The sequence below is a fragment of the Pseudonocardia sp. EV170527-09 genome (genome assembly GCF_008369905.1).
GTDB lineage: Bacteria > Actinomycetota > Actinomycetes > Mycobacteriales > Pseudonocardiaceae > Pseudonocardia.
In genome coordinates this window covers 21,993-41,693 of the sequence record NZ_VRMC01000024.1, presented here as the reverse complement: position 1 = coordinate 41,693, position 19,701 = coordinate 21,993, and the positions used below count along the sequence as shown (strand labels likewise).

The window sequence follows — 19,701 nt, the reverse complement described above, 5'->3', positions numbered from 1 at the left end:
CGTGACCGAGTACCGCTACCTGCTGACCTCCGTCGAGGACGGCGTCGGCATCCTGCAGCTGAACCACCCCGAGAAGCGCAACGCGCTGGGCTGGGAGCTGCACGAGGAGATCGTGGCAGCGCTCGCCGAGTGGGCCGAGGACGACGAGGTCGCCTGCGTCCTGATGATCGGCGACGAGGAGATCTTCTGCGCCGGCTGGGCGCTGGACGTGCTGCAGGACACCAGCGGGGACGCCCGCACCCGGTTCACCGACCTCGCCTACAAGCTCATGGTCGCGATCTACGACTACCGCAAGCCGACCGTGGCCGCCGTCGCCGGCGTCGCACCCGGCTACGGCATGGACCTGGCCAACATGTGCGACATCACGATCGCCTCGGAGAACGCCGCGTTCGGCTCGACCCAGGTCAAGTACGCGATGAACGGCTTCTACCACGCGATCCTGCGCAAGACGAACACCCAGCGGGCCCGCAGGATGTTCTTCACCGGCGACCCGATCGACGCCCACGAGGCCCTGCGCTGCGGGCTCGTCGACGAGGTCGTCCCGGTCGGGACGCTGCGCTCCTCGGCGCTGACGCTCGCGAAGCAGATCGCCGAGAACGGCGCCGAGCTGACCACGGTGCTCAAGGAGGTGGCGCTGCGCGCCGGGCACATGGACCACGTCGCAGCGACCGCCTACGAGCTGCGCGTCACCCACGACCTGCTGCAGCGCGGGCTGTTCACCCGCCGCATCGCCGAGGGCCTGGACCGGCTGCGGTCCGGGGCCAGCAAGGCCACCGAGCGACTGACCCGCCGCAGCTGAGGCGAGCGGCAGCCGAGACCGACCCCCCGGAGCCGAGATGACGTCCCCGCCGACCTCCCCCACCCCGTCCCGCACGACACCGCACCCCACCGACCCCGGGTTCGCCCTGGCCTACGGGATCGCCTGGAGCGACGACCCCGACGCGCTGCTGGAGTTCTTCGCCCCGGACGGGGTGTACCGCGACATCGCGCTCGACGGCACCTACCGCGGCCGCGGGGAGGTCGGCCGCTTCCACCGGTTCATGCTCTCCTTCGCCCCCGACTCGCACATCGAGTTCGGCGAGACGTGGGCGACCGGCGGTGGGCTCACCTCGCGCTGGGTGTGGTCGGGCACCGTCCGCGGCCCGCTGGAGCTGCGCACCGGTGAGGTCGTCGACGTGACCGGTGCCCGGTTCTCGGTGCCGGGCGTCGCCGTCTGCACCTACGACGACGACGGCCTGCTCACCGGTCACGACGACTACTGGGACCTCGCAACGGTGCTGCACCAGGTCGGCGCCCGCATCACCTCGCCGACCGGCTGAGGCCCGCGGTCGGGCCGGGGCCCGGTCGCCCGGCGGCGAGGGGCCCCGGCCGGACCTCAGCCGGCCGCGCCGAGCCCCGCCAGCCGACCCGCGATGAGCTGCTCGGCCTCGGTGACGATGCGCTCGATCAGCTCCGCGCAGGTCGGGACGTCGCGGATGATCCCCTGCACCATCCCGACCGACCAGATGCCGGCGTCGAGGTCACCGGTCTCGTAGACCGTCGCCCCGCGGCTGCCCGCGACGAGGTGGCGGATGTCCTCGAACCGGGCACCGGCGGCGAGCTTCTCCACCACCTCCCGGGAGACCGCGTTGGCCGCGACCCGGGCGGTGTTGCGCAGCTCGCGGAAGATGAGGGTGGTGTCGCGCTCGCCGGCCTCGACGATGCGGGCCTTCACCGCGTCGTGCACCCCCGACTCCTGCGTGCACAGGAAGCGGGTGCCCATGTTGACCCCGTCCGCGCCGAGTGCCAGCGCCGCGACCAGACCGCGGGCGTCGGCGATGCCGCCCGAGGCGATGAACGGGATCTCCAGGACGTCGGCCGCGGCGGGCAGCAGGACCAGCCCGGGGACGTCGTCCTCGCCGGGGTGGCCGGCACACTCGAAGCCGTCGATGGACAGCGCGTCCACCCCCAGGTCCTGCGCCTTCACCGCGTGCCGGACCGAGGTGCACTTGTGGACGACGACGATCCCCGCGTCGTGCAGCGGCCCGAGGTGGTCCACCGGGTTCGCCCCGGCGGTCTCCACGACCGGGACGCCCTCCTCGATGATCACCTGCCGGTACTCGGCGTAGGGCGGGGCGTCGATCGTCGGCAGGATCGTCAGGTTGACGCCGAACGGGGCGTCGGTCAGCTCCCGGCAGTGCCGGATCTCCGCACGCAGGTCCTCCGGGGTCGGTTGGGTCAGCGCGGTCAGGAACCCGAGCCCACCCGCCTCGGCGACGGCGGCGACGAGCGGCGCCCGGCCCACCCACTGCATGCCTCCCTGCACGACGGGGTGACGCACCCCGACGAGTTCGGTGAACCGTGTCCGCATCGACGTCTCCTTCGAACCACCACCCGGGGCCGTTGCCCCCCATAGGCAGTTAATCTAGGTTAGAAACATAAGGCGTCACAGGCGACACCGGAGGGATCACATGGACGTTCAGGGACTGCGCTGCCTGGTCACGGGCACCGCGTCGGGCATCGGTGACGCTGTCACGCGCCAACTGGTCGAGGGCGGCGCCTCCGTCGTCAGCCTCGACCGCAACAAGCCCTCCGCGGAGGTGGCGCAGCACGTCGAGGTCGACCTCGCCGACGCCGCGAGCATCGACTCGGCGCTGGCGCAGATCGAGGGCACCTTCGACGTCCTCGCCAACGTCGCGGGCATCCCCGGCACCGCGCCCGCCGACCTGGTCTTCCGGGTCAACTTCCTCGGCATGCGGCACCTGACCGAGGCCGTGTTCGAGCGGATGAACCCCGGCGGCTCGATCGTCGTGGTCTCCTCGACGGCCGGGTTCGGCTGGCCGGCCCGCCTGGAGACCCTGCGCGAGGTGCTCGCCACCGAGTCGATGGACGAGGGCGCGGCCTGGTTCGCGGAGCACCCGCAGCAGGGCAACGCCTACAACTTCTCCAAGGAGGCCGCGACCGTCTACTGCCTGGCCATGGGCGGCGCGGTGCGGGAGATGAACGAGCTGCGGATCAACGCCGTGCTCCCGGGCCCGGTGGAGACCCCGATCCTCGCCGACTTCGAGGAGAGCATGGGCAAGGACACCCTGGACGGGGTCAAGGCCTTCCTGGGGCGGCACGCGACCGTCGACGACATCGCGCCCGCCGTGGTGTTCCTGGCCTCGCGCGGCTCGCGCTGGCTCAACGGCTCGACGATCACCGCCGACGGCGGCATCACCGGCGCCGTCGCCGCCGGGCTGGTCCCGGCCCCCGAGATCTGAGACCGGACCGGCCGGTGGGCGCCGTGCTGGCGGCGCCCACCGGCCGGCGTCGTCCGAGGTCGTCCGAGGTCGTCAGGGGCCGTCAGGGGCCGTCAGTGCTCGGCGGGGACGGCCTCGACCATCGGGCGCCACCGGTCCGCCGTCGCGCCCCGCCAGCGTGGGCGCGGCGACGTGGTGGTGGCGCTCCAACGCCGGCAGGACCGGCCGCCGGGCCCGCCACGACGACGTCGCGCCGTGCAGCAGGACCATCGGCGTGCCGGACCCGCCGACGTGCACGGGCTCGGCGGGGATCCGGGTCAGAAGAACCTCCGGAGCAGGGCCATCTTCCGGTCGGTGTAGGGCGGGTACATCAGCGACGGGTCCGGCTTGGCCGGCTTGTCCAGCACCGCCTTGCGGTGGCTGAACGCGTGGAAGCCCCACTCGCCGTGGTAGGCGCCCATCCCGCTGTTGCCCACACCGCCGAAGGGCAGCTGCGGGACGAGGCAGTGCATGGCCAGGTGGTTGACCACCACGCCGCCCGAGCTCGTCCCGGCGAGCACCCGCTCCTTGACCGCCTTGGACCCGGTGAACAGGTACAGGCCCAGCGGCTTGGGGCGGTCGTTGACGAAGCGCAGCGCCTCGTCGACGGAGCTCACGGTGAGCACCGGCAGGATCGGGCCGAAGATCTCGTCGGCCATCACCGCCGAGTCCGGCGACGGGTCGACCAGCACGGTCGGCTCGATCGCGTGCGAGGCCGCGTCGGTGCCACCGCCGAGCGCGACGGTCCCGCCGTGGTCGTCGAGCAGGCCCGCGATCCGGGCGAACTGCCGGTCGTCGACGATCGGCTGGGTGGCGGGTTCCCCGGCGCGGAACTCCCGCACGGTCGCGACGATCCCCGCGACCAGGCGGTCCCGCACCGACTCCTCGACCAGCACGTAGTCCGGTGCGATGCAGGTCTGCCCGGAGTTCAGCAGCTTCACCCAGGCGATCCGGCGGGCCGCGACGTCGATGTCGGCGTCGGCGGTCACGATCACCGGGCTCTTGCCGCCCAGCTCCAGCACCACCGGCGTCAGGTGCTCGGCCGCGGCGGCCATCACCTTCTTGCCGATCCCCGGGCCGCCGGTGAAGAACGCCAGGTCCAGGCCCTGCGCGAGCAGCGCCTGGGTGACCGCGGCGTCGCCCTCCAGCACGGCGACCGCGTCCGGGTCCAGGTACTCCGGGATCAGCCGGGCCATCAGCGCGGAGGTGGCCGGGGCGTGCTCGGACGGCTTGACCACCGCGGTGTTGCCGGCCGCGACCGCGGCCACCAGCGGACCGAGCGTCAGGTAGACCGGGTAGTTCCACGGCCCGATGACCAGCACCGTGCCCAGCGGCTCGTACTGGTAGAAGCCGCGGCCGGGCAGCATGGACAGCGGCAGCGAGGTGCGTCGCCGGCGCATCCAGCGCTTGAGGTGCTTGCGGGCGTAGGCGGCCTCGGCCGCGGTGGAGGCGATGTCGCCGAGCCAGGCGTAGGGCGCGGGGCGGCCCAGGTCCTGCGCGAGCGCGGCGGCGATGTCCGGCTCGCGCTCGGCGACCATCCGCTCGATGCCGTGCAGCTGGCGGCGCCGCCAGGCGAGCGGCCGGGTCCGGCCGGACTCGAAGGTCCGGCGCAGGCGGGCGACGGTGGCCGCGGCGTCCGTGGCGTCCGTGGCATCCGTGGCGTCCGTGGCGTTCGTGGCCTCGGGGGACGTGCTGTCGGTGACGGTCACGGCCGCCTCACCCGACCGGGTTCGTGCCGACGACGGCACCGTCGAGGTCGACGATCTCGGCGAACCGGTCACCGACCTGGTCGATGGTCGGGACCTCCGCGAAGGTCACGCCCTTGCTGCGGAACTGCGCGACGCGGTGCACCTCGCCGCCACCGACGACCAGGACGCTGCCGGTCTCGGTGCACTCGTCGGTCAGCAGGTAGCCGACGACCGGGGCGACGTGCGCCGGGTCGAGCTTCGCGAGCACCTCCGGCGGCGCGATGTCGGAGGTCATCCGGGTCGCCGCCATCGGCGCGATCGCGTTCGCGGTGATGCCGCGCTTGCGGCCCTCGATGGCCAGGGTGTTGATGAGCCCGATGAGCCCGCCCTTGGCGGCGCCGTAGTTAGCCTGCCCGAAGTTGCCGTAGATCCCCGAGGTCGAGGTGGCGACGACGATCCGGCCGTGGCCCTGCTCGCGCAGGTGCGGCCAGGCCGCGTGGATCACGTGGTAGGCGCCGTAGAGGTGCACGCGCTGCACGGCGTCCCAGTCGTCGTCGGTCATCGAGTGGAACGACCTGTCCCGCAGGATGCCGGCGTTCGCCACGACGCCGTCGATGCGGCCGTAGGCCTCCAGCGCGGTCGTGACGACCGCGGCGCCGCCCTCGGACGTGGCCACGCTGTCGTGGTTCGCCGTGGCCTCGCCACCCTCGGCCCGGATCTCGGCGACGACGGCGTCCGCGGCGCTCGATCCGCTGCCGCTGCCGTCCGGCGACCCACCGAGGTCGTTGACGACGACCTTCGCACCCGCCCGCGCCAGCACCAGCGCGTACTCGCGGCCCAGGCCGTTGCCCGCCCCGGTGATCGCGACGACGCGTCCCTCGACTCCTGCCATGCCTGCCGAACTCCTTCGTAGTGGGGGTGGACGGCCGCGTCAGCGGCCGGTGAACCGGGGCCGGCGCCGTTCGAGCACGGCGGCGAGCCCCTCGCGGGCGTCCGCGGTGCCGGACAGCTCGGAGACCGTGCGGGCCTCCTCCGGCAGCTGGGCCTCGACCCGGGCGCCGAGCCCGGACCAGACCAGCCGCTTGACGGCACCGAGCGCACGCGGCGCGCCGGCGGCCAGGGTGCGGGCGACGGCGAGCGCCTCGTCGTGCAGCGCGTCGTCGGCGACGACCCGGGTGATCAGCCCGATCTCGACGGCCTCGGCGGCGGTCAGCGTGGGGTTGAGCAGCAGGATCTCCATCGCCTTGCGCAGCCCCACGAGCTGGGGCAGCGTCACCGACGAGCCCGCGTCGGGTGCCATGGCGACCCGTGCGGCGCCCGACATGAACTTCGCCGATTCTCCGGCGAGCACGATGTCGGAGGCGCACACCAGGCCCAGTCCCCCGCCGCCCGCGGCGAACCCGTGCACCGCCGTGACGACCGGGACGGGCAGCGCCAGCAGGGCCTGCGCGACGTTCTGCAGCCAGGCGGTGGCCTCGCGCAGGTAGTCCGGGAGCGCCTCGCCCTCGGCGGCGAAGGTCTTCACGTCACCGCCGGCGCAGAAGTGCGGGCCCTCGCCGGTCAGCAGGAGCACCCGCAGGCCTGCCTGCCCGGTGGCGGTCATGACGGCGTCGTAGAGCGCGCGCAGGAACGGCACGTTCATGCCGTTGGCGGCCTCGGGGCGGTTGAGTCGCAGCCGGCCGACGCCGTCCTCGTCGAGGTCGAACAGGACCAGCTGGTCGGTGACGGTCACGTGCGTGTCCTTCCGGTGAAGCGGCCGATGCCCGCACCGGCCCGTTCCCCGTCCAGGTGGGCGAGGGTGGCGGCGGTCTCGGCGGACAGGCCGTCGCCCAGCGGGCCGTCCAGCCCGCCGCGCACGAGCTGCTTGATCCGGGCCAGCGCGCCGGGGTCCTTGCCGAGCAGATTGACGACGGTGTTCTCGACGAGGGCCTCGAACCCGTCGGCCGGGGCGCAGGCGTAGGCGATCCCCCAGTCGACGGCGTCACGGCCCGAGAGCCGGTCGCCGAGCAGGATGTGCCCGAGCGCGCGTGGGGTCCCCACGATGCGGGGCAGCCGCTGCGACCCGCCACCGCCGGGGATCATGCCGAAGTTGGCGTGGTTGTCGGCGAGCACCGCGTCCTCGCGGACGAGCGCGATGTCGACGGACTGGACCAGCTCGAAGCCGCCGGCCATCGCGTAGCCCTCCACGGCGGCGACGACCGGGACCGGCAGGTCCGCGATCAGCTGGCACGCACCGACGAAGGTCTCGAACAGCGGTCGCAGCGCCTCCGGGCCGTCCTCGCGCAGCCGGGAGACCTCGTGGAAGTCCCCGCCCGCGCAGAAGTGCCCGCCCGCCCCGCGCACCACGACGACGTCGGCCTCGGCCGCGGCCGCCACCAGCGCCGCGTGCAGGGCGCCGGCCAGCGCGACGGTGATCGCGTTGCGCGCCTGCGGCCGGTTCAGCGTCAGGTGGGCGACGCGCCCGTCGGCGCGCTCCTCGATCCGGGACAGGACCGGTGCGGTGTCCGGGCCGGTGCCGGGATCGGTGCTCACGCGTCCTCCCGCCACCGGTCGGCCGACGGGTCGAGGAGCTTGTGCAGGTGTCCTTCGGGCAGCCACACCAGCGTCTCCAGCTCCAGCGCGTCGAGGTAGCGGACCCGGCCGGTGCGCAGGTCCTCGATGCGCAGCCGCCGGCTGTTCGCCTCGTCGTCGATGCGGACGGCGACCTCGGCGAACTCGTTGCCGACGATATCGGGACGGATCTCCATCAGACCAGGAACGCCAGCGTCGCGATCGCGCGGGCGTTGTCCACCAGCGCGACCTTCTTGTAGGACATCGCGAGCTCCCCGTCGACCACACGCAGCCGGTAGGTGTAGCGCCCGGCCCACAGCTGGGTGCCGCGCTCGCGGGACTCGACGAGCACGAAGTTGGCGCCGACCTCGGTGTCCCCGGTCTCGGGCACGGTACCGAGGATCTCCACGTTGGACACGACCCGGCGCAGCCGCGACGCAGGCACCTGGGAGTGCCGGCGCCCGGTGCGGTACTGGCGGATCCGGGTGGCGATCCGGTTGCGGTTGTCGTGGATGATCGACATCTGGGTCATGCGGTCGGCGTCGTCGTCGTTCGCGGGCACCCAGTAGAGGGCGTCCGGGGTCCAGAGCGCCTCCCAGTCGGAGTAGCGGTGCTCGTCGGCGTAGCGCGCCTCCCGGTACAGGAACTGCTCGACGGTGCGCAGGTCGAGCCCGGTGGCCGGCTCGGTGGTGGTCATCGCCCCTCCGTCATCAACCGCCGGTAGTGCGTCCAGAACCCGCGCATACCGGTCTCGTCGGTGGCCCCGCCGACGGTGAGGCCACGCTCGTCGGTGTACTCGCGCTCCGCGCCGCGCCGGATGTCGAGCCACTCCGGGCGCAGCTCGGCGACGCCTGCCTGGTTGCGCTCGTACATCTCGGTGTCGTCGGCGAGCAGCATCCCGGCCGGCCCGACCGACCCGATGCACTGCTGCAGCATCCGCTTGTTCATCTCCGGCGCGCCCTTGAGCTGCACCGCGGTGACGTGCTGCACGGTGAGGTCCGCGGCCAGCGGCTGGATGGTGAACAGCTGGATCTCGGCGATGAACAGGTTCGGGAAGATCATGACGTGGGGTCCGCCCTCGACCAGGATGTCGTGGGCGTCGGACCCGTAGGTCTCCCGCATCCGGGCCGCGTAGCGCGGGACCTTCTCCTCGGTCGTGCCGAACCAGCCCAGCGGGACGCCGAGCCGGCGGAACTCCGGGCGCAGGTCGTTCTCGCTGTGCCCGCCACCGAGGTCGCGGGTCACCGCGGTCGACTTCTCGCCGTAGAGCGCCCCGATCCCGCTCTCCGCGACGCTGAAGATCGAGGCGTGCACGAACTGCGGGTGGTAGCCGTCGGTCTCGTTCTCCGCGAGGAGCTTCCAGTTCGCCTTCGCGCGGTGCTGCAGGAATCCGGCGGACAGCTCGACCTCCCCGTCCGGGGACAGCCGGACGAGCCGGTCGATCTCGCCCCTGGCCTCGCCGAGGTGCTCGTCGAGGGTGGGGCCGTCGGGGGCGAGGCTGCCGAAGACGAACCCCCGGTAGACCCCGACCCGGGGGACCCGGCCGAGGCCGAGGTCCAGCTTCCCGCGGCCGCCGTACCCCTGCGGGAACGGGTAGCCGAGCATCCGGCCGTCGTTGCGGTAGGTCCAGCCGTGGTACGGGCAGCGGAACGAGCTGGAGTTGCCCGACCGCGCCTCGCAGACCAGGTTGCCGCGGTGCGCGCACCGGTTGAGCAGCAGGTGCACCTCGCCGTCGGCGGTGCGGGTCATGATGACGTCCTGCGGTCCGATGGACTTGCGGACGTAGTCGTTCGGCTCGGCGATCTCGCTGACGTGGCCGACGTAGACCCAGGTGCGGTACCAGATGCGCTCCAGCTCGTCGGCGAAGATCTCCGGCGAGTTGTAGAGCGACCCGTGCACCTGCCGGGGCCGGATCAGCTCGTCGTACGGCGCCGCCGGTGGGCGCGGGGCGCGCGCGGCACCGGTGGGGGCGCTCGGCATCACGGTCGTTCCTCTCGTGTCTGGCGGATCAGGGGTAGAGCCGGCCGACGCTCTCGATCACGCAGGCGGGCTTCGGCGAGCTCTAGACCTCGATCGTCGAGCGGGTGGTGACCTCCACGAAGCCCTCTCCGCGGCGCACCGAGGCGATCTCGGCGGCGAGGCGGACCTTGGAGCCCACCGGGACCGGCGAGGGGAACCGGACCTTGTTCAGGCCGTAGTTGATCCCCATCCGCACGTCGTCGACGCGGTAGAGCTCGTTCAGCAGCCGGGGCAGCAGCGACAGGGTGAGGAACCCGTGCGCGATCGTCCGACCGAACGGGCCGGACGCCGCCCGCTCGGGGTCGGTGTGGATCCACTGGTGGTCGCCGGTCGCCTCGGCGAACAGGTCGACCTGACGCTGGTCGATCTCGACCCAGTCGGTCGGGCCGAACGACTCGCCCTCGGCGGCGGCCAGGGCGTCGATGCCCGCGAAGACCTTCGTCACGGCTCAGCCCTCGATCCGCAGGGCCTCGGTGGGGCAGGCCCGGCAGGCCTCCTCCAGCTCACCCCGCTGCGAGTCGTCGGCCTGCTCCTGGAGCAGGTTCAGCGAACCGTCGTCGGCGACCTCGAAGAAGTCGGGGGCCAGGGACTCGCAGAGCCCCAGCCCGGTGCACTTGTCGTAGTCGACCACCACGCGCACGAGTGGTACCTCCTTCACGGGTTGAGCGTGCACGGCATCGACTTGACGCCGTCCACGAAGTTGCCGACGAGCTGGACGGGCTCACCGGTACGCAGGTCGGGCACCCGGCGCAGCAGCTCCCCGAACAGCGAGCGCAGCTGGGTGCGGGCGAGCATGTTGCCCATGCAGAAGTGCGGCCCGCCGCCGCCGAAGCCGACGTGTGGGTTCGGGGAACGGGTGACGTCGAAGGTGTAGGGCTCGGTGAAGACCCGCTCGTCGCGGTTGCCCGAGGCGTAGAACATCACGACCCAGTCGCCGGCCCGGATCCGTTGCCCGTGCAGCTCGACGTCGCGGGTGGCGACCCGGCGGAAGGTCATCACCGGGCTGGCCCACCGGACGAACTCGTCGACGGCGGTGTTCAGCGTGCCGTCGGGGTCGGCCTGCAGGATCTTGCGCTGGTCCGGGAAGCGGGTGAGCGCCTCCATGGTGCGGCTGATGGTGTTGCGGGTGGTGTCGTTGCCGGCGACCGACAGCAGGACGAAGAACGCCGCGATCTCCTCCTCCGACAGCCGCTCGCCGTCGACCTCGGCCTGCACCAGCGAGGTCATGAGGTCGTCGCGGGGGTTCTCCCGGCGGTCGTCGGCCAGCTCCAGGCCGATCGTGATGAGGGTGACCAGCGACTGGTTGAGCAGGTCCGCGGGCTCCAGCCCGGCGCGCACGTCGGCGTCGGCCCACGACACCATGCCGTCGGCGGCGTGCGCGGCGTCCTCCCGGCGCTCGACGGGCAGGCCGCACATCTCGTAGATCGTCCACATCGGCAGCCGTCGCGAGACCTGGTCCACGAAGTCGCAGTCCCCGGTGGCGATCAGGTCGTCGACGATGCGGCGGGCCTGGTCGGCGATCTGTGCCTCGATCTGCTTCACCCGGCGCGGGGTGAACGCCGCGCTCACCAGGCGGCGCAGCTGGGTGTGCCGGGGGGCGTCGGTCGCGAGGAACGAGCTGGCCGCCTCGAGGATGTCCGACGGCACGTCCTCGATCATCACGCCCTGACCGGAGCAGAAGGTCTCCGGGTCCTTGCTGACGGCCGCGATGTCGGCGTGCCGGGTGATCGCCCAGAACCCGGCGTCGTCCTCCTGGGGCAGCATCGAGCCCTCGGCCGGACGCTGCCAGCTGACCGGCCGCTCGTCGCGGAGCACACGCAGGCGTTCCTCGCGGCCCTCCGGCGTGAGCGACCAGAACTCCAGCGATCCCACCGACACCGCGTCGTGGTCGGGTCGGGTCTGCACCATTGCTCCCCCAGGGACGGTCTCGATTCTAACATCGATTAATCTAGCGGGAAGGACATCACGAGCGCCGACCCGGTGTCAAGACGGCGACGTCGGAGGCGGTCGAGTGTTTAATCCCGCGTCGAAAGACCGGGTGGAACGAGGAGGGGCGGCGATGGATCTGGGACTGCGCGACGCACGGGTGGTCGTCACCGGGGCCGGGGCCAACATCGGGCGCGGCATCGCCCAGGTCCTGGCCCGCGAGGGAGCCAGGGTGCTGGTCGTCGACATCGACGGCGAGCAGGCCGGGTGCGTCGCCGAGGAGCTGCCCGGGCTCGGCGCGCCGGACGCGTTCGCCCTGGCCACCGACCTGACCGCCGAGGGCGCTGGCGCCGCGGTGACCACCGCCGCCCTGGACGCCTGGGGCGGGGTGGACGTGCTGGTCAACAACGCCGGCTGGAGCAGGCCCGGCTGGTTCGCCGAGCAGACCGACCGCGACCTGTGGCGACGCACCGTCGAGGTGAACCTGTTCGCCGCGATCGACTGCACCCAGGCCGTCCTGGGACCGATGCGCGAGGCCGGGCGGGGTGCGGTCGTGTTCCTGTCCAGCGACGCCGCCTACGGGGCGGTCCGCCAGGGCATCTACGGCGGCACCAAGGCGGCGCTGATCTCGCTCGCCCGCACCGTGGCCAGGGAGAACGGCCGGTTCGGGATCCGCAGCAACGTCGTCGCACCGGGCCTGGTCCTGCCACCGGAGGACGAGCAGGTCGGCCCGAGCTCGGTGTGGGCGGGCGGCGCGGACTCGCTGTTCGCCCCCAAGGCCGTCGACGCCATCGTGGCGACCCAGGCGCTGCGCCGGCGCACGACACCGACCGACGTCGGGAACGCGGTCGCCTGGCTGGCCTCGGAGACGGCCGCGTTCCAGGTCACCGGGCAGGTGGTCGCCGTCGGCGGCGGGTCGTCGATGCCGTGACGCGGGGCCCACGTTGACGACGCCGACCCGCTTTACCTATTCTCGATTAGAAAATATCCCGGGTCACGAGGAGACACGATGCCCAGCTCGCTGATCGTCGCCGACACCGAGGAGCGTGCGGCGCTGCGCGACGCGGTCGCGACCCTGGTCGGCCGCTACGGCCACGACTACTTCATGCGCAAGGCCGCGGCCCACGAGGAGCCGACCGAGCTCTGGAAGGAGCTCGGCGCGGCCGGTTTCCTGGGCTTGCACCTGTCCGAGGCCTACGGCGGGGGCGGCGGCACCATGGCCGACCTGGCCGTCGTCGTCGAGGAGTCCTCGACCCAGGGCGTCCCGCTGCTGATGATGGTCATCTCCCCCGCGATCTGCGGCACCATCATCGACACGCACGGCTCGCACGAGCTCAAGTCGCGCTGGCTGCCCGGCATCGCCGACGGCTCGCTGAAGATGGCCTTCGCCATCACCGAGCCCGACGCCGGGTCCAACAGCCACGAGATCACCACCACCGCCCACCCCGACGGCGACGGCTGGCGGCTCCGCGGCCAGAAGTACTGGACCTCGGGCATCGACGAGGCCGACGCGGTCCTCGTGGTGACCCGCGCGCCCGAGGCGGGACCGAACGGCCGCCACCCGCTGTCGCTGTTCGTGGTGCCGACCGACACCGAGGGGCTGACCTGGCAGACGATCCCGGCCGCACTGCAGCAGCCCGAGCACCAGTTCACCGTGTTCTTCGACGACGTCCGGGTGGGCCCCGAGGCGCTGATCGGCGAGGAGGGCAACGGCCTGCGCCAGGTGTTCGCCGGGCTCAACCCGGAGCGGATCACCGCGGCCTGCATCTCCAACGGCATCGCCCGCTACGCCCTGGAGAAGGCGTGCGGCTACGCCCGCGACCGGCAGGTGTGGGGCGTGCCGATCGGGTCGCACCAGGGCGTCGCGCACCCGCTGGCCGAGGCCTACATCGGGACCCAGCTCTCGCGGCTGATGGCCTACCGCGCCGCCGAGCTCTACGACGCCGGCGTCGACGCGGCCGAGGCGTCGAACATCGCCAAGTTCGCCGCCGCCGACTCCTCGCTGCGCACCCTGGACCAGGCGATGCAGGCCCACGGCGGGAACGGCATGTCCCTGGAGTACGGCCTGGCCGACCTGTGGTTCGTGGCCCGGATGCTCAAGACCGCACCGGTCAGCCGGGAGATGGTGCTCAACTTCGTCGCCCAGCGCAGCCTGGGCCTGCCGGCGTCCTACTGACCCGATGACCCGTGCCGAGAGCGCCCGCTCCCCCGGGTCCCGCGCCGAGGGCGCGCGAGGTTCGGGGGAGAAGGCGGCGCGGACCCGGCGCCGGATCCTGGACGCGACGGCGTCACTGCTGGCGACCCGCGGGTACGCGGGGACCCGGTTGTCCGACGTCGCGCGGCTGGCCGGGGTCCGGCCTCCGGCGATCTACTACTACGTCGACTCCCGCGAGGACCTGGTCGAGCAGGTCGTCGTCGCGGGGATGGTGCGCAACCTGGAACACGTGCGGGCCCGGGTGCAGGAGCTGCCCCCCACGGCGAGCGCGATGGACCGGATCTGCTGCGCCGTCGAGGCCCACCTGCAGGCCGTGCTGCGGATCTCCGACTACACCGTCGCGGCGGTGCGCACCACAGCGCAGCTGCCCCCGCAGGTGCGGGACCGCCAGCTCACCGAGCAGCAGCGCTACGTGGACTTCTGGCGCGAGCTCGTCGAGGCCGCCCGGGTCTCGGGTGAGCTGCGGCCCGAGCTCGACCCCCGCGCGGCACGGATGCTCGTGCTGGGCGCGCTCAACTGGGCGTGCGAGTGGTGGAGCCCCGGGCGTGGCTCCCTGCGGTCGCTGGTCCGTACGGCGCAGACCATCGTCCGGCGGGGCCTGACGGCTCCGGCCGGCGGTTGACGTCCGCCATTTCTTATCTAGATTCGGTTCATCCCGTGACCTGCATCGTCGGAGGCCGTATGAGCACGTCCGTCAGCCCGCAGCCCACCGCGCTCCGGCGCGCCGAATGGTTGGAGGGCCCCGGCCCCGGGTTGCTCGAGAGCACCGTCGGCGGACTGCTGCGCGAGCAGGCCGCCGCCCGCCCGGACACCGTCGCCCTGGTCGCGACCCGGCACGACGGGACACCGGGCCGGTGGACCTACGCCGAGCTGCTCGACGAGGCGAGCCGCGTCGCCGGCACCCTGCACGAGCTCGCCGGCCCCAGCGGCAACGTCGCGATCTGGGCGCCGAACATCGCCGAGTGGACGATCGTGCAGTACGCGGCGGGCCTCGCCGGCGTCGTGCTGGTGGCGCTCAACCCGGCCCTGCGCCCCGGGGAGCTCGAGTACGCCCTCACCCTGTCCCGTTCCACCGTGCTGCTGCACGCCGACCGGGTGCGCAGCCACGACCTGACCGGCGTCGTCGCCGAGGTCGCCCCCCGGGTGCCGGGACTCGCCCACGTCGTCAGCCTGTCCGACACCGACCGGCTGCACGGGGCCCCGCTCGACGGCGGGTCCCCCGACGCCGCGGACCGCAGCAGCCCGGACGCCCCGGCCATGATGCAGTTCACCTCCGGCACGACCGGCCGCCCCAAGGGGGTGCTGCTGGCGCACCGCTCGCTGCTGAACAACGCGCGGCTGACCATGCACACCGCGCAGGCCCGCGAGGGGGCCGTCGCGGTCGCCCCGCTGCCGACCTTCCACACCGCGGGCTGCGTGATCTCCACCCTCGGCCCGGCGGTGCTCGGCGGCACGATGGTGCTGATCGAGAAGTTCACCCCCGCGGCGGTGCTCGACGCGATCCGCGCGGAGGGCGCCTCGATCCTGATGAGCGTGCCGACGGTGCTCGGGGCGGTGCTGCAGGAGGCCCGCGGCCGTGGCGAGGCCGCGCCGCCGCTGGACACCGTCCTGGTCGGTGCCGCGACCGCGCCCGGGACGCTGATCACCGGGGTCCGGGAGACGTTCGGGGCGTTCGTGCACAACCTGTACGGCCAGACCGAGCTCTCCCCCGTGCTGAGCCTGACCCGGCGGTCGGACGGCGAGGACGACCTCGTCCGCTCCGTCGGCCGCCCGCTGCCGCACACCGGGGCCCGGATCGTCGACCCGGCGACCGGCGAGGTGGTCGGCCTCGGCGTCGTCGGCGAGGTCTGCGCCCGCGGCTACAACCAGATGCTCTGCTACTACGACGCCCCGGAGGCCACGGCCGCGACCGTCGACGACGAGGGCTGGGTGCACACCGGCGACCTCGGGTCGATGGACGAGCGCGGGATGATCACGCTGACCGGCCGGCTCACGGAGCTCATCATCCGCGGTGGGGAGAACATCGCCCCCGCCGAGATCGAGATCGCGCTCGCCGAGCACCCGGCGGTCGCGGCGTCGGCGGTCGTCGGACTCCCCGACCCGAGCTGGGGCGAGATCGTCGCCGCGGCCGTGGTGACCCACGAGCCGCAGCCGGCCGGGTTCACCGACGAGCTGGCCGCACACTGCCTCGCCCGGCTCACCCCGTACAAGGTGCCGGTGCGCTGGTTCCTGGTCGACGAGCTGCCGATGACCCCGTCGGGCAAGGTGCAGAAGTTCGTGCTCCGCGACGAGCTGGGCGGCTGAGCCCCGCACCGGACGAGCGGCCGGGTCCCGGGCGGTGCGCCCGCGACCCGGCACTCATCCGCCCAGCACCTCGGCGGCGCGCCGGGCGAGCCGGAACTTCTGGATCTTGCCGGTGGGCGTGGTCGGCAGCTCCCCGGCGGTGGTCACCAGGACGTGCCGGGGCACCTTGAACCGCGCGAGCTTCTCCCGGCACAGGGCGAGCACAGCGTCCGGGTCGACGGTCGCGCCCGGCTCCGGGACGATCCAGACGCAGCCGACCTCGCCCCAGCGGTCGTCCGGGACGCCGACGGCGAACGCCTGGCTGATCCCCGGCTCACGGGTCAGCAGCTCCTCGATCTCCTTCGGCATCACCAGCTCGCCGCCGCTCTTGTAGAGCTCCTTGCTGCGGCCGGTGATCTCCAGGTAGCCGTCGTCGCGGACCCGGCCCAGGTCACCGGAGAACACCCGGCCGCCACGCAGCGCGGCCGCGGTCTCCTCCGGCTTGTCCCAGAACCCGAGCATGTGGGTGGGTCCGGACGAGACGAGCTCACCCTCCGCCCCGGCGGGCAGCTCCTCGCCGGTGAGCGGGTCGCAGGTCGTGTACGCGCAGAGGTCGCCGTCGCGGTCGGGCAGCCCGGCGACGCCGGCCCGCTTGACCCGGCCGACCGTCGTCGCGTGCCGCTCCAGCGGGTCCTCGGGCAGCGTCATCGTCATCGCGCCGCCGCACTCGGTCATCCCGTAGCCGGTGGTGACCTCGGCGATGCCCAGCTCGGCCCGCACCTTCTCCCACAGCCACACCGGCGCCGGCGCGGCGCCGGAGAGCAATGCGAACACCGAGGACAGGTCGCGCCCGGCCCGGGCGGGGGACTCGAGCAGGGCGACGGTCATCGTGGGCACGCAGAGGATCTCGGTGGCCCGGTGCCGCTCGATGCCCTCGACGTAGTCGGCCGCGGAGAACGCCAGGCGCGGCACGATCGCCCCACCGACGAACATGGCCGCGACCAGGCCCTCCACGTAGCCGAACATGTGGTAGCAGGGCAGCGAGAACAGGATCCGCCGCCCGTCCTCGAACGCGCGGGTCAACGCGGAGCCGCACCCCGTCCGCAGCACACCGTCGTGGGTGACCATGACGCCCTTGGGTGCGCCGGTGGTGCCCGAGGTGTAGAGGATGTCGCCCAGGTCCCCGGGGGTGGTGCCGGCCGTGCCGGCCGCGACCGGGGATCCGAGCGCGCCCAGCTCCTCGGCGGTCGTGACCCCGGGGCGCGCCGGGTGCACCGTGGGCAGCTGGACGACCGCGCGCAGGTCCGGCAGCTCCGCGGTGGGACCCTGCTCCCAGCCGGGCGCGACGTCGTCGAGCAGGGCCAAGTGGTCCAGGTCGCCGTAGCCGGTCATGGTGACGAGCACCGTGCACCGCGACTGACGCAGCACGTAGGCCAGCTCGTCGCGCCGGTAGAGGAAGTTGAACGGGATCGCCACCGCCCCGGCCCGCGCGACCGCGAACTTCAGCGGCACGAACTCCAGGTGGTTGGCCATGAGCAGGCCGACCCGGTCCCCGGGCCGCACGCCGAGCGCGGCCAGGCCGCCCGCGAGCCGGTCGGACCAGGCGACGGCCTCGGCGTAGGTCAGGGTGCGGTCGTCGGTGACGACCAGCGGGCGGTCGCCGAACTCGGCGGCGCAGTCGTCCAGGAAACCGTCGAGGGTCCGGGGGCGCCAGACCGGGTGGCGGGCCTCCAGGGCCGCTCGGCGGTCCGTGATCGGGGCGGGCATCGTCGACCTCCACGTCAAAGTTTAATCTGTCGTAGATTAGAGACGTCGGGCGCAGCGGACAATCGACCGTCCGGCGCACCGGATCAGGCCTGCCGGGCCGCCCCCGAGGCGAGCAGGGCGTCGACGTCCAGCCCGGCGGCGGCGAGCACCTCGCGGGTGTGACCGCCCCGCACCGGCGCCGGGCCGGGCGCGGCGACGGGATGCCCGGACAGGCGCGGCGCGGGTCCGGGCTGCAGCACCCCGTCGACCTCGACCACGCTCCCCCGGGCCGCGAGGTGCGGGGGGGCCGCTGCCTCGCGCAGGCCCAGGACCGGCGCGACGCAGGCGTCGGTGCCGTCGAACACCGCCGTCCACTCCGCGCGGGTCCGGGTGGCGAACCGTCCGGCGAGCGTGGCACGCAGGGCCGGCCAGCGGCTGCGGTCGTGCTGGTCCCGCGGGTCCACGACCTCGCACGGGATCTCCAGCAGACGCAGCAGCTCGGCGTAGAACTGCGGTTCGAGCGCACCGACCGCCATGTGACCGCCGTCGGAGGTGGCGTAGACGGCGTAGAACGGCGTGCCGCCGTCGAGCAGGTTGACCCCGCGCCGGTCCTCCCAGCGGCCGGAGCCGAGCAGGGTGTGGATCACGGCGAGCAGGTGCGAGGTGCCGTCGACGATCGCCGCGTCGACGACCTGGCCGCACCCGGTGCGTTCGGCCTCCAGCAGCGCCGCGAGCACACCGATCACGAGGTAGGTCGACCCGCCGCCGAAGTCGCCGAGCAGGTTGAGCGGGATCTGCGGGGGACCGTCGGCCGGGCCGATGGCGCCCAGCGCCCCGGTCAGGGCGATGTAGCCGACGTCGTGCCCGGCGGTGTGCGCCAGCGGCCCGTCCTGCCCCCAGCCGGTCATCCGCCCGTAGACCAGCCGCGGGTTGCGCTCCCACACCGCCTCCGGTCCAACCCCCAGACGTTCGGCGACCCCGGGCCGGTTGCCCTCGATCAGCACGTCCGCACCGGCGGCGAGGGCGAGCACCGCCTCGACCGCGTCGGGCCGCTTGAGGTCGAGCACCACCGAACGCTTGCCGCGCCCCAGCACGTCGGCGGGCGGCGGCGCGGTCGGCAGTGGCCCGGCCGACGGCCGGTCGACCCGGATCACATCGGCCCCGAGGTCGGCCAGTGCCATGCCGGCGAACGGCCCCGGCCCGATCCCGGCCAGCTCCACGACCGTCCGCCCGGCCAGCGGCCCCCGCTGCGTCCCACCCATGCCGCACCCTCCCGATATTTTTTCTTACTACGATTAAACAGTAGCCTGACGCCCGTGACCGACGCACCGGAGCGGGACCCAGCCACGGAGGGCGGCGCCGCGGAGCTCCCCGCCCCGCGCCCGGCGCCCACCCGGGAGCGGCTCCTGGACGCGGCGGCGGTGGTGCTCAACCGCAACGGCTACGCCGGGACCCGGCTGCTCGACATCGCCACCATCGCCGGCCTGCAGGCCCCGGCGATCTACTACCACTTCGCCTCGCGGGACGAGCTCATCGCCGAGGTGGTGCAGGTCGGGCTGCGCCGGGTGATGGCGCACGTGCACGGCGAGCTCGACGCACTGCCGCCGGACAGCTCGCCGATGGACCGCATCACCACCGCCGTGCGCGCACACCTGGAGATCGTGCTGCGGGACTCGGAGTACGCCTCGGCCGCGATCCGGCACGCCGCCCAGCTCCCGCCGGGCATCCGCGACGTCCAGCTCCGCGACCAGCGCCGCTACGGCACGCTGTGGCGGGGCCTGGTGGACTCCGCACGCGAAGCCGGCGAGGTGGATCCCGACCTGGACGCGCAGGCGGCCCGGATGCTGGTGATGGGGGCGCTGAACTGGGCCCCGGAGTGGTGGCGCCCGGAGCGCGGCGACCTCGCCGGGACCGTGGCGACCGCGCAGACCATCGTGCGCGAGGGGCTCTCACCGGACCGTTGACCCGTGCTTCGGATTAATTTACTCTCGATTAAAGAGTCGATCGAAGGAGA

At 73.1% G+C, this 19,701-nt stretch carries 22 protein-coding genes; 8 read left to right on the top strand and 14 right to left on the bottom strand.

Features of this window, described 5'->3' with window-relative positions:
- The first annotated feature begins 1 nt into the window (after window position 1).
- Window positions 2–799, top strand: coding sequence for an enoyl-CoA hydratase/isomerase family protein (locus FVA95_RS09975; RefSeq protein ID WP_149663951.1), 798 nt, complete (start codon window positions 2–4; stop codon window positions 797–799).
- A gap of 37 nt (window positions 800–836) precedes the next feature.
- Entirely contained in the window at window positions 837–1,319 is a 483-nt protein-coding gene (locus tag FVA95_RS09970; protein ID WP_149663950.1) for a nuclear transport factor 2 family protein, read from the top strand.
- Between the two features lie 56 nt (window positions 1,320–1,375).
- Here FVA95_RS09970 and FVA95_RS09965 read toward each other — a convergent pair whose 3' ends face one another.
- Complete coding sequence (locus FVA95_RS09965; RefSeq protein WP_149663949.1) at window positions 1,376–2,350, bottom strand: nitronate monooxygenase family protein; 975 nt, start codon at window positions 2,348–2,350, stop codon at window positions 1,376–1,378.
- A 100-nt stretch (window positions 2,351–2,450) separates the two neighbouring features.
- Between FVA95_RS09965 and FVA95_RS09960 the strand changes: the two genes are divergently transcribed.
- Window positions 2,451–3,242: a coniferyl-alcohol dehydrogenase gene (locus tag FVA95_RS09960; RefSeq protein WP_149663948.1), complete on the top strand. Its 792-nt coding sequence runs from the start codon at window positions 2,451–2,453 to the stop codon at window positions 3,240–3,242.
- A gap of 72 nt (window positions 3,243–3,314) precedes the next feature.
- Here the strand turns inward: FVA95_RS09960 and FVA95_RS09955 are convergent, their stop codons facing one another.
- The 11 genes from FVA95_RS09955 to FVA95_RS09905 all read right to left on the bottom strand — a co-directional run bounded on the left by FVA95_RS09955 (window position 3,315) and on the right by FVA95_RS09905 (window position 11,425).
- Window positions 3,315–3,518 carry an alpha/beta fold hydrolase gene (locus tag FVA95_RS09955; protein WP_149663947.1) on the bottom strand — a complete coding sequence of 68 codons (204 nt, stop codon included), beginning with the start codon at window positions 3,516–3,518 and terminating at the stop codon, window positions 3,315–3,317.
- 20 nt (window positions 3,519–3,538) lie between these two features.
- On the bottom strand, window positions 3,539–4,969 hold the full coding sequence (locus FVA95_RS09950) for an aldehyde dehydrogenase family protein (RefSeq protein WP_149663946.1): 1,431 nt from the start codon (window positions 4,967–4,969) through the stop codon (window positions 3,539–3,541).
- A 7-nt stretch (window positions 4,970–4,976) separates the two neighbouring features.
- Entirely contained in the window at window positions 4,977–5,840 is an 864-nt protein-coding gene (locus tag FVA95_RS09945) for an SDR family NAD(P)-dependent oxidoreductase (protein ID WP_149663945.1), read from the bottom strand.
- Between the two features lie 39 nt (window positions 5,841–5,879).
- A complete protein-coding gene (locus FVA95_RS09940) occupies window positions 5,880–6,680 on the bottom strand; it encodes an enoyl-CoA hydratase/isomerase family protein (RefSeq protein WP_149663944.1) in 801 nt (266 codons plus the stop codon).
- Window positions 6,677–7,480: an enoyl-CoA hydratase/isomerase family protein gene (locus tag FVA95_RS09935; RefSeq protein WP_240051387.1), complete on the bottom strand. Its 804-nt coding sequence runs from the start codon at window positions 7,478–7,480 to the stop codon at window positions 6,677–6,679. The genes FVA95_RS09940 and FVA95_RS09935 overlap by 4 nt, the downstream gene beginning before the upstream one ends.
- Window positions 7,477–7,695, bottom strand: coding sequence for a hypothetical protein (locus FVA95_RS09930; protein WP_020622794.1), 219 nt, complete (start codon window positions 7,693–7,695; stop codon window positions 7,477–7,479). Before FVA95_RS09930 ends, FVA95_RS09935 begins: the two co-directional genes overlap by 4 nt.
- Window positions 7,695–8,195, bottom strand: a complete 501-nt coding sequence (locus FVA95_RS09925) for an aromatic-ring-hydroxylating dioxygenase subunit beta (protein WP_149663943.1) — start codon at window positions 8,193–8,195, stop codon at window positions 7,695–7,697. Before FVA95_RS09925 ends, FVA95_RS09930 begins: the two co-directional genes overlap by 1 nt.
- Window positions 8,192–9,478, bottom strand: coding sequence for a Rieske 2Fe-2S domain-containing protein (locus FVA95_RS09920; protein WP_149663942.1), 1,287 nt, complete (start codon window positions 9,476–9,478; stop codon window positions 8,192–8,194). The genes FVA95_RS09925 and FVA95_RS09920 overlap by 4 nt, the downstream gene beginning before the upstream one ends.
- 82 nt (window positions 9,479–9,560) lie before the next feature.
- Entirely contained in the window at window positions 9,561–9,962 is a 402-nt protein-coding gene (locus FVA95_RS09915) for a MaoC family dehydratase (protein ID WP_149663941.1), read from the bottom strand.
- 3 nt (window positions 9,963–9,965) lie between these two features.
- Complete coding sequence (locus tag FVA95_RS09910) at window positions 9,966–10,175, bottom strand: ferredoxin (protein WP_337819577.1); 210 nt, start codon at window positions 10,173–10,175, stop codon at window positions 9,966–9,968.
- Window positions 10,172–11,425: a cytochrome P450 gene (locus tag FVA95_RS09905; protein ID WP_149663940.1), complete on the bottom strand. Its 1,254-nt coding sequence runs from the start codon at window positions 11,423–11,425 to the stop codon at window positions 10,172–10,174. The genes FVA95_RS09910 and FVA95_RS09905 overlap by 4 nt, the downstream gene beginning before the upstream one ends.
- Before the next feature lie 151 nt (window positions 11,426–11,576).
- Here FVA95_RS09905 and FVA95_RS09900 point away from each other — a divergent pair, with 151 nt between their 5' ends.
- From FVA95_RS09900 to FVA95_RS09885, 4 genes are all read left to right on the top strand, one after another.
- Window positions 11,577–12,374, top strand: coding sequence for an SDR family NAD(P)-dependent oxidoreductase (locus FVA95_RS09900; protein ID WP_149663939.1), 798 nt, complete (start codon window positions 11,577–11,579; stop codon window positions 12,372–12,374).
- A gap of 78 nt (window positions 12,375–12,452) precedes the next feature.
- A complete protein-coding gene (locus FVA95_RS09895; RefSeq protein ID WP_149663938.1) occupies window positions 12,453–13,619 on the top strand; it encodes an acyl-CoA dehydrogenase family protein in 1,167 nt (388 codons plus the stop codon).
- A gap of 4 nt (window positions 13,620–13,623) precedes the next feature.
- Window positions 13,624–14,280: a TetR/AcrR family transcriptional regulator gene (locus FVA95_RS09890; protein ID WP_149663937.1), complete on the top strand. Its 657-nt coding sequence runs from the start codon at window positions 13,624–13,626 to the stop codon at window positions 14,278–14,280.
- A gap of 59 nt (window positions 14,281–14,339) precedes the next feature.
- Complete coding sequence (locus FVA95_RS09885; RefSeq protein ID WP_149663936.1) at window positions 14,340–15,962, top strand: class I adenylate-forming enzyme family protein; 1,623 nt, start codon at window positions 14,340–14,342, stop codon at window positions 15,960–15,962.
- A 54-nt stretch (window positions 15,963–16,016) separates the two neighbouring features.
- Here FVA95_RS09885 and FVA95_RS09880 read toward each other — a convergent pair whose 3' ends face one another.
- Both FVA95_RS09880 and FVA95_RS09875 read right to left on the bottom strand, forming a co-directional pair.
- Window positions 16,017–17,708, bottom strand: coding sequence for a class I adenylate-forming enzyme family protein (locus tag FVA95_RS09880; protein WP_149663935.1), 1,692 nt, complete (start codon window positions 17,706–17,708; stop codon window positions 16,017–16,019).
- Between the two features lie 83 nt (window positions 17,709–17,791).
- The gene (locus tag FVA95_RS09875) at window positions 17,792–18,949 is read right to left on the bottom strand and encodes a CaiB/BaiF CoA-transferase family protein (RefSeq protein ID WP_149663934.1); all 1,158 of its coding nucleotides are present in this window, start codon (window positions 18,947–18,949) and stop codon (window positions 17,792–17,794) included.
- Window positions 18,950–19,003: 54 nt separating this feature from the next.
- Here FVA95_RS09875 and FVA95_RS09870 point away from each other — a divergent pair, with 54 nt between their 5' ends.
- The gene (locus FVA95_RS09870; RefSeq protein ID WP_149663933.1) at window positions 19,004–19,651 is read left to right on the top strand and encodes a TetR/AcrR family transcriptional regulator; all 648 of its coding nucleotides are present in this window, start codon (window positions 19,004–19,006) and stop codon (window positions 19,649–19,651) included.
- The last annotated feature ends 50 nt before the right edge of the window (window positions 19,652–19,701 follow it).

What these genes read in the sequence shown, in the direction of transcription:
- FVA95_RS09970 (WP_149663950.1), top strand. Translation starts at nt 837, where the DNA reads ATGACGTCCCCGCCGACCTCCCCCACCCCGTCCCGCACGACACCGCAC.
- FVA95_RS09965 (WP_149663949.1), bottom strand. Translation starts at nt 2,350, where the DNA reads ATGCGGACACGGTTCACCGAACTCGTCGGGGTGCGTCACCCCGTCGTG.
- FVA95_RS09960 (WP_149663948.1), top strand. Translation starts at nt 2,451, where the DNA reads ATGGACGTTCAGGGACTGCGCTGCCTGGTCACGGGCACCGCGTCGGGC.
- FVA95_RS09945 (WP_149663945.1), bottom strand. Translation starts at nt 5,840, where the DNA reads ATGGCAGGAGTCGAGGGACGCGTCGTCGCGATCACCGGGGCGGGCAAC.
- FVA95_RS09930 (WP_020622794.1), bottom strand. Translation starts at nt 7,695, where the DNA reads ATGGAGATCCGTCCCGATATCGTCGGCAACGAGTTCGCCGAGGTCGCC.
- FVA95_RS09925 (WP_149663943.1), bottom strand. Translation starts at nt 8,195, where the DNA reads ATGACCACCACCGAGCCGGCCACCGGGCTCGACCTGCGCACCGTCGAG.
- FVA95_RS09920 (WP_149663942.1), bottom strand. Translation starts at nt 9,478, where the DNA reads ATGCCGAGCGCCCCCACCGGTGCCGCGCGCGCCCCGCGCCCACCGGCG.
- FVA95_RS09905 (WP_149663940.1), bottom strand. Translation starts at nt 11,425, where the DNA reads ATGGTGCAGACCCGACCCGACCACGACGCGGTGTCGGTGGGATCGCTG.
- FVA95_RS09900 (WP_149663939.1), top strand. Translation starts at nt 11,577, where the DNA reads ATGGATCTGGGACTGCGCGACGCACGGGTGGTCGTCACCGGGGCCGGG.
- FVA95_RS09895 (WP_149663938.1), top strand. Translation starts at nt 12,453, where the DNA reads ATGCCCAGCTCGCTGATCGTCGCCGACACCGAGGAGCGTGCGGCGCTG.
- FVA95_RS09890 (WP_149663937.1), top strand. Translation starts at nt 13,624, where the DNA reads ATGACCCGTGCCGAGAGCGCCCGCTCCCCCGGGTCCCGCGCCGAGGGC.
- FVA95_RS09885 (WP_149663936.1), top strand. Translation starts at nt 14,340, where the DNA reads ATGAGCACGTCCGTCAGCCCGCAGCCCACCGCGCTCCGGCGCGCCGAA.
- FVA95_RS09880 (WP_149663935.1), bottom strand. Translation starts at nt 17,708, where the DNA reads ATGCCCGCCCCGATCACGGACCGCCGAGCGGCCCTGGAGGCCCGCCAC.
- FVA95_RS09875 (WP_149663934.1), bottom strand. Translation starts at nt 18,949, where the DNA reads ATGGGTGGGACGCAGCGGGGGCCGCTGGCCGGGCGGACGGTCGTGGAG.